General features: G+C 56.5%; 8 protein-coding genes and 1 pseudogene. 5 read left to right on the top strand and 4 right to left on the bottom strand.

Annotated elements, in window-relative coordinates; all coding sequences use genetic code 11:
• The 5 genes from PHF39_RS13130 to PHF39_RS13110 all read left to right on the top strand — a co-directional run.
• A partial coding sequence (locus tag PHF39_RS13130) for a hypothetical protein (protein ID WP_300224839.1) occupies positions 1–392 on the top strand: 392 nt, incomplete at its 5' end.
• 312 nt (positions 393–704) lie between these two features.
• A complete protein-coding gene (locus tag PHF39_RS13125) occupies positions 705–869 on the top strand; it encodes a hypothetical protein (protein ID WP_300224836.1) in 165 nt (54 codons plus the stop codon).
• Positions 859–1,338 (top strand): hypothetical protein, encoded by a 480-nt coding sequence (locus tag PHF39_RS13120; RefSeq protein ID WP_300224833.1) that lies wholly within the window; start codon positions 859–861, stop codon positions 1,336–1,338. The genes PHF39_RS13125 and PHF39_RS13120 overlap by 11 nt, the downstream gene beginning before the upstream one ends.
• Before the next feature lie 5 nt (positions 1,339–1,343).
• On the top strand, positions 1,344–1,928 hold the full coding sequence (locus tag PHF39_RS13115; RefSeq protein ID WP_300224830.1) for a hypothetical protein: 585 nt from the start codon (positions 1,344–1,346) through the stop codon (positions 1,926–1,928).
• Between the two features lie 196 nt (positions 1,929–2,124).
• Entirely contained in the window at positions 2,125–2,934 is an 810-nt protein-coding gene (locus tag PHF39_RS13110) for a MarR family transcriptional regulator (RefSeq protein ID WP_300224827.1), read from the top strand.
• 60 nt (positions 2,935–2,994) lie between these two features.
• Here the strand turns inward: PHF39_RS13110 and PHF39_RS13105 are convergent, their stop codons facing one another.
• The 4 genes and pseudogenes from PHF39_RS13105 to PHF39_RS13090 form a co-directional block, all read right to left on the bottom strand.
• Positions 2,995–3,975, bottom strand: a complete 981-nt coding sequence (locus PHF39_RS13105; protein WP_300224825.1) for a hypothetical protein — start codon at positions 3,973–3,975, stop codon at positions 2,995–2,997.
• On the bottom strand, positions 3,972–4,409 hold the full coding sequence (locus PHF39_RS13100) for a type IV pilin N-terminal domain-containing protein (RefSeq protein ID WP_300224823.1): 438 nt from the start codon (positions 4,407–4,409) through the stop codon (positions 3,972–3,974). Before PHF39_RS13100 ends, PHF39_RS13105 begins: the two co-directional genes overlap by 4 nt.
• A gap of 9 nt (positions 4,410–4,418) precedes the next feature.
• A complete protein-coding gene (locus tag PHF39_RS13095) occupies positions 4,419–6,248 on the bottom strand; it encodes a type II secretion system F family protein (protein ID WP_300224842.1) in 1,830 nt (609 codons plus the stop codon).
• Position 6,249: 1 nt separating this feature from the next.
• Positions 6,250–6,459: pseudogene (locus PHF39_RS13090) on the bottom strand (type II secretion system protein E); the annotation flags it as partial.

The following is a 6,459-nucleotide window of genomic DNA, read 5'->3' as shown; positions in this document are numbered from 1 at the left end:
ACCCGTTTGCCTGCACAGCCTATGAGAGCGCCGGTGTCAACCATGCACCGGTCGAGAAGACTAAGGAATCCTACGTGGCAAAGATCGCGTACCAGGACAACGATGCAAAAGTTGTCGGGACGGACTCCGCGAAGTTCACGACGATCGCCGGGTTCAATGCCGGTGCAACCGCGCTCCTGGAGAACACGGACCTTGCCAACGCCCACGGGGGCACACCAGTCCGGGACACGTCGAAAGAGACCTACTCGGCGACCCTGAAGTGCCACGATGCAGCCAGGGAGATCTACATGGTCACGTTCACCCGCGAATCGGTCAGCATCACCTCGTACTCGGATGACGCAATCCGGACCCGGGTCGAGACCTGGGTGGACTCGGTGGCGGCACTGGCCTGAGGGTCTTTGAACCCGAAGGCGGAGAAGGGAGGCGTCAGCCGACCTTCGACTGCCTGAAGGTTTGACTTGAAAATCTGGAAGAGAAACGGACACCCCCCTCGCGCCATCCCTGCCCCCCTGAGGGGGGCGGGGGCGCAGGCGATGCCTCGGAATGACCCGTACTGGATCCACGCAAAGAGTACGAAACAGGTAATACGACACCATCGCCTCTGGGGGGTGCCCACGCGGCGGGGGCAGCGCCCCCGAGAGCGTCAAATCTCCTTAGGACATCTGGGAGAGAACATCTCTCTCCACTATCGGAGCCACAGCAGTATGGAAACAGAAATCCTCGGGCTCCTCCTCGGCGTTGTCCTTCCGCTCTATCCCATCCTGTTCATGATCCACCAGCGGATCGGCAGGTATGATGAGATCGTGGAGGAGTTCAAACGGCTGAGGGACGAGCACGAACGAATAAAGGAGGAATATCATGATTGTTGAGAATACGCCGGTCGCAACCGTGACCGGCCTGTACCGGGGAACCTTCTCCGGCCTTGAACCGCTGACGAAAGACACACCGCTCACGCTCGATGAAGTCCGGCGCAACCCGATCTTCTACGAGCTCGAACTGGACCCGGACGAAGAAGACACGGACCTGATCGTTGACATCATCTACGACAACATGTCCCCGATGCGCCTGCAGGACCTCTTCCGGGGATCGGACATCCCCAAGGGAGTCCGCTTCTGGCCGGACTGGTTCGACATCCCGCCCTACCAGAAGATGACAGACATGGACGGCCGCCGGGTCTATCCCCGGGCCCCGGGCATCCACACGGTACGGATCCGGACAGCCCGCCGGAAGATCACCCAGCGGGGAAAGAAGCGGGACTTCTCCCCGGAAAACCACGGGTACATCAGCCCGGTCTACGAGTTTGCAATCGCAGCAGACACGGGTGAGAGCCGGGAGTGAGGGCAATGTTTGAGAATGAGATGCAGACCCGGGCTGCGATCTGCGGCGCCGGGATCCTGCTCACCCTTATTTTTTTCTTCGCACACCTGCCGCTGATCCTGTTCGTTGTGCCGGTCATCATTCTGTTCCTCGGATTAGTAGCCGATCCGGAAGAGACGCACGCGGTCTGGTACGGAATGCTCCCAGTGTTCGGGATTTTCGATCTCGCTTCGTTAACCGATGCCGAGAAGGAAAATTTCCGGGAGAAGCGGCATTACTTCTGGTTCGGCGAGGTGGGGATGGCTGCCGCGCTGGCCGGGGTCTTCGCGGTCCCGGCCGGGATCTTCCTTGCCGGAAAAGCGGAGATCACGCTCGCGTTCATCGGAGCGGCTGTGGTGTTCTTACCGCTGTTCGTGTTCCTGCCAAAATTGATCCGGCGGGCGATGAAGGCGGACGTGGATTCAATAATCGAAACATTCGGGAAGAACGAGCAGGTAAAGAAAGTGTTCTGGACCGTGTTTGCTGCGGTGGCTGGGATGGTGCTGACAAAGATTATGGATCCGGTACTGGCGCAGCAGATTATCGGGCTGATCGCCAGAATAAGCGTGTGACGGTCAGCCTGTCGGCTCCTTTTTTTAGAGAGGAATTGCATGCCGTTCCGTGAATTCCGCTCTAAGTCTGGTCAAGAAATAATTATTTAGTTAAAACAATTAAAATTGTTTCAGTATCTCCCCCATCGCCCGGGAGAAATTCCAGACCATCCTGCCAGGGCGTTCTGCGACAGGGATGGAATGGGGACAATATCGTATGACACCGGACATAAGAAACCAACACACATCGATCCTGCGGAGCAAGCGCGATGTTTCACGGTTCCAGATCCTCGTAGAGATCACCGAACACCAGCCTGCCGTCCGCCAGCAGGAGATTGCCGATAAGCTCGGCGTGACTCCCCAGGCAGTATCCGAATATATCCGCGAGCTTGCCGAAGAGGGACTGGTATCGGCCAGCGGCAGGGGCAATTACGAAGTGACCAAAGCCGGTGTCGAATGGGTCCTGTCCCGGGCCGAATCGCTCGAATCGTTCGCCCGCCATATCCGGCACGACCTCATCCAGCAGGTATCGGTCTGGACCGCGATTGCCGCCGAAGACCTCAAAGCCGGCGATGAGGCTGGCGTTTTCATGAAAGACGGGTTCCTGTATGCGTCAAAAAAACCAACAACTGCCATGGGCACGATCATAGCGGATGCACGGAAGAATGCGGATGTCGGAATCGGACACCTGAACGGGATCATCGACCATCACGAAGGGACGATCCAGGTCTGCAAGGTCCCCCGCATCCAGTACGGCGGTTCGCGCCGGGTACGGACCGACATGCTGAAGGAGATCGTCAACCGTGCGGATTTTGTCGCGGCCGTGGGGCTTGAAGCACGCGTTGCACTCGAATCTGCCGGACGGAAACCGGATATGTTCTTTGGCTCACGGGAGAGCGTGATCGAAGCTGCCTTCCACGGGATCGATTGTGTCATCGTTGTCGTGGACGAGGAGTTCACGGATTTCATCAAACGGCTCGAAGGGGTAAAGATCGCTTACATGGTCCATGATTTGATCATATCATGAGGGTAGTGTCTGGGCAGTCAGGTGGAATTCCCGATCAGCACCACCAGGGCCCGTGCAGGATCAGTCCGTCCCAATCACAATATTAACGGTATTGAGTGAGAGATCCACCGGGCTCACCTGCTGGCGGATACTGAACGTACTAAACCCGTTACCTGACCAACCCGGATCCGGATTATACCCGACATTATTTCCACAACCTCCGGCCAGCGTTGTGAGACTCTCATTCCAGGCCTTCACGGTTGCATTGCCAAACGGTCTTCCGTCCGACACCAGCGTGATGGTGTTCACTCCATGATAGTGTTCGGTAGTGATAGTTGTCCTCAGCTCAAGTCTTCCGAACCCGTTGCCGCTGGTAAATGGGTGGTCTGGAGATGCCGAGATATTTACGGCGGTGATCGTGATTGTGGAACAGTTCCCGTCCCGGGGGGCAAATGAGGTAATATTCCCCTGCTCATCGTATACCGGTAATTGCGTCAAGTTACGCGAGCCCTCCACACTTCCAAAAGAACCGGCAAACACTGCGAGCGACCCGGTGTCGTTGAAGTCGTTGTATACATCGCCCATTGTGGAATAACTGATCGGTGACTGCCGGGTGCCATACTTGGTCACGTTGAGGAACCCGTACTGCCAGCAGTATCCCTGGTCCTGCCAGAAATTTCCCACGGGATCATATGAGATGTTGACTATCGTGCCATTTCTCATAATCAGACCGCCATCTGTATCCAGTATCAGGTAATATACCGGCGTATCCTCGTTTACCACAGAGAGTGAACCCCCCGATTTGAGGGTGTTTAAGAAAATATCGCCGCCGCCCATCTGGACCGGTTCGCTTACGGTCATCCCACCCTTCCTGTTCGCCACGGCCCGCTCAATATCCGATGAGAAGTGCTGGAACGATGACTCCACGTTTCGGAGATGCTCCGTCTCCGCAGCCTGCTTGAGCGACGGGATGTAGATCCCGTTGAAGACCGCAAAAAGAGTTGCCACTGCGGCAAGGATGAGCATGACCGCAATGACCGGGGCAACAGCATCGTCCCTCATGGCATACCCTTCCACACCGTGCCGGAGAAGAGGACTGCACGATCGGTAACAAGTGTAATGCTCTCGTTGCCGAGAAGCGGCTTGCCCTGGCTCACGGTTATGTTGCTCTCCAGGTCGAAAGACTGGGCATCCGGGACAAGGACGAACCGGGGATCGCCAGCCCGGGTGTACGTTACCGGAATCTCCGTGGTATTGGCAACGAGGACTTTGAGCGTGTCCGATTTCACCCAGTCCCCGCCCTTGTGCCAGAGCGTGATATTTCCGCTGGTATCGTTACACACCCGGATTGTGACTGTCGGGATGCGCTCGGACGGAAAGTAACTGGCAAGCGAGGCAGAGAATACCGCAACAAGGATCAGTACCAGGCCGATCATGAGCATCTCCCCCACCACTTCGGATACTCCCGTGTTATTTTTCTGATTCTTGTTTTGCATAGTTCACGCTCACACGATAAAGACGAAGAGGACTGTCGCCGCTGCCAAAAGGACAATACTGTGCTTGAATCCGGCAAGAATGCTGTTCGAGCTGAACTGTCCGGCCATAATCCCGGAGAAGGCGCCAAGGATGACAGCGATCCGGAACATGTCGGTGACGTTCTGCGCCAGGTTGAAATTGATGTTATACGTCGAGAAACTCACCATAAAAGGACCGTTCAGCTGGTACGCGGTGAAGAGGTAGATGCCAAATGAGAGGTAAATGATCATGACGTACACGATTGCCGTGTTGGCCCGTTCCCGCTTCATTTTCAGGTAATGCTCGAAGTCCGTGATCGCGATTATGATGATCTGGCGCAGGTCGGAGGTGATCTCCCCAGCCTTGACGAGCAGGGAGATCGCCCGCTTGACCGAGACAAGGCCGATGCGCTGGTCCATCCGCATCAGCGCGGTATTGACATAGGAACCGGTATTCACATCCCGCGTCACGTTTGTAAGTTCGGAACTCAGGAGCCCCAGTTTTGCCGACGAGATCCGCTGGATGGCATCCGGGAGCGTAAGCCCGATCTCCTTCATGTCTGCAAGTTCCCGCAGAAACTCCGGTATGTTGTTTTCGATGCTGTTCACGTACCACTTCCTGCATTCATAGGACAGGGCAACAGGTGCCATGAATGCGATAATGATTAAGCAGATGCCGGCCTCGAAGGCGTTCTTCGGGAAGACTTCCCCAAGCGCCCCGCAGGCAACCAGGGCTGCCGCAATGCCGGCGCAGGCAGACCCAAGAACGATTCCGTAGGCATAGTGGGAGATATAGGTGCGCAGGGGATGGCGCAGTTTATCCCGGATGCGGAACCTTCGCTTCTTTGTCTCGATGAACCGGTAAAATTCCGGGTCCTTCGATGCTTCCTCCAGGACCGGGGTACTGGTCCCTGTGCCGTACTCCACGGACTCCCTGCCGCTTACTTCGAGGTTCTCCGGGGGAAGCATCAGGGAAAGGATCCAGATCATGACGATTGCACCGGCAGGTATGAGGATATACATGAACGGGAGGAGCCAGGACATGGTCCCTTTGCTCGTCATTCCCTGGGCAACTATCATGATGATGAGGGCAATCGGCCCGGCAACGAATGCCGAGACATAGACCTCTGCCATGATCTCCATGGTCTTTAAGACGACATCGAGTTCGCGCCGGGCCTGCTGGTGGAAGTACTCGGTCTTCGATGCGAGATACGCCGAGAAATCCCCGCCGCTCTCAAAGATGATACACAGGTCATTGAAGAAATCCGCCAGGATCGGGGAAGGTGTCGTGTGCTGAAGGTTGTGCATGGCCGTGATAAGGTCGTCACCGAAGAGTTCCACGTCGCGGACTACCTGGCCGAATTCCTTTGAGACTTCACCAAACATCGCCCGCTCCTCGTAAATGCGCCGGATAACCTCGAACGGGGACATCGTGGTGGAGAGGGCCTGCATGTAGGAGATGGCGAACGGCAGGTCGAGATCGATCCGGCTTTTCCGGCCGCGTGCAACGATTCCGGGATACAGCACAAGGTACAGCCAGAGACCGGGCACCATCCCGAGAAAAAGGAGCGCCCAGAAGAGTGCCGCCGGAATGAGCGCAAACAACCCGAAGGTCATTCCGGTCAGGGTGACGAATGCATAGAACCCGGTAAAGATTGCCAGCGATGCAGCAACATTGATGCGTGTCGTGCGGAGGTAACGGTCAGCAGTGACCGGCATGTGGGCGGCCATCAGGTCGCGCCCGAGATACTGGCCCAGCACGGCCATCTCGGCCCGTGCCAGGAAGGACATTCCCCGTTCTGCAGAACCGGAACGGGGCATGTCACTCACCGAAACTATGCATGGCATTGGCAAGATCGAGGATATCCGGGGGAGGGACATCGAGAGCAAGCCGGAGGAACTCCTCGCGTTTTTTCAGTTCTTCTGTCACCTGCGTCTCAGACCAGCCGCGAAGGATTGCGATCTCGCTGAGCACCTTCGATTCCTCTGAAACGCGTCGGGTTGTATCGCTTTTAACATCCCATGAATAGAG

Origin of the sequence: Methanoregula sp., assembly GCF_028712425.1 — an archaeon.
Classification (GTDB): domain Archaea; phylum Halobacteriota; class Methanomicrobia; order Methanomicrobiales; family Methanospirillaceae; genus Methanoregula.
The sequence above is the reverse complement of the archived record's forward strand: the minus strand, read 5'-3'. Positions and strand labels throughout refer to the sequence as shown.

Coding starts and splice junctions, on each gene's coding strand:
- PHF39_RS13125 (WP_300224836.1), top strand. CDS start 705: ATGGAAACAGAAATCCTCGGGCTCCTCCTCGGCGTTGTCCTTCCGCTC.
- PHF39_RS13120 (WP_300224833.1), top strand. CDS start 859: ATGATTGTTGAGAATACGCCGGTCGCAACCGTGACCGGCCTGTACCGG.
- PHF39_RS13115 (WP_300224830.1), top strand. CDS start 1,344: ATGTTTGAGAATGAGATGCAGACCCGGGCTGCGATCTGCGGCGCCGGG.
- PHF39_RS13110 (WP_300224827.1), top strand. CDS start 2,125: ATGACACCGGACATAAGAAACCAACACACATCGATCCTGCGGAGCAAG.
- PHF39_RS13105 (WP_300224825.1), bottom strand. CDS start 3,975: ATGAGGGACGATGCTGTTGCCCCGGTCATTGCGGTCATGCTCATCCTT.
- PHF39_RS13100 (WP_300224823.1), bottom strand. CDS start 4,409: ATGCAAAACAAGAATCAGAAAAATAACACGGGAGTATCCGAAGTGGTG.
- PHF39_RS13095 (WP_300224842.1), bottom strand. CDS start 6,248: ATGCCCCGTTCCGGTTCTGCAGAACGGGGAATGTCCTTCCTGGCACGG.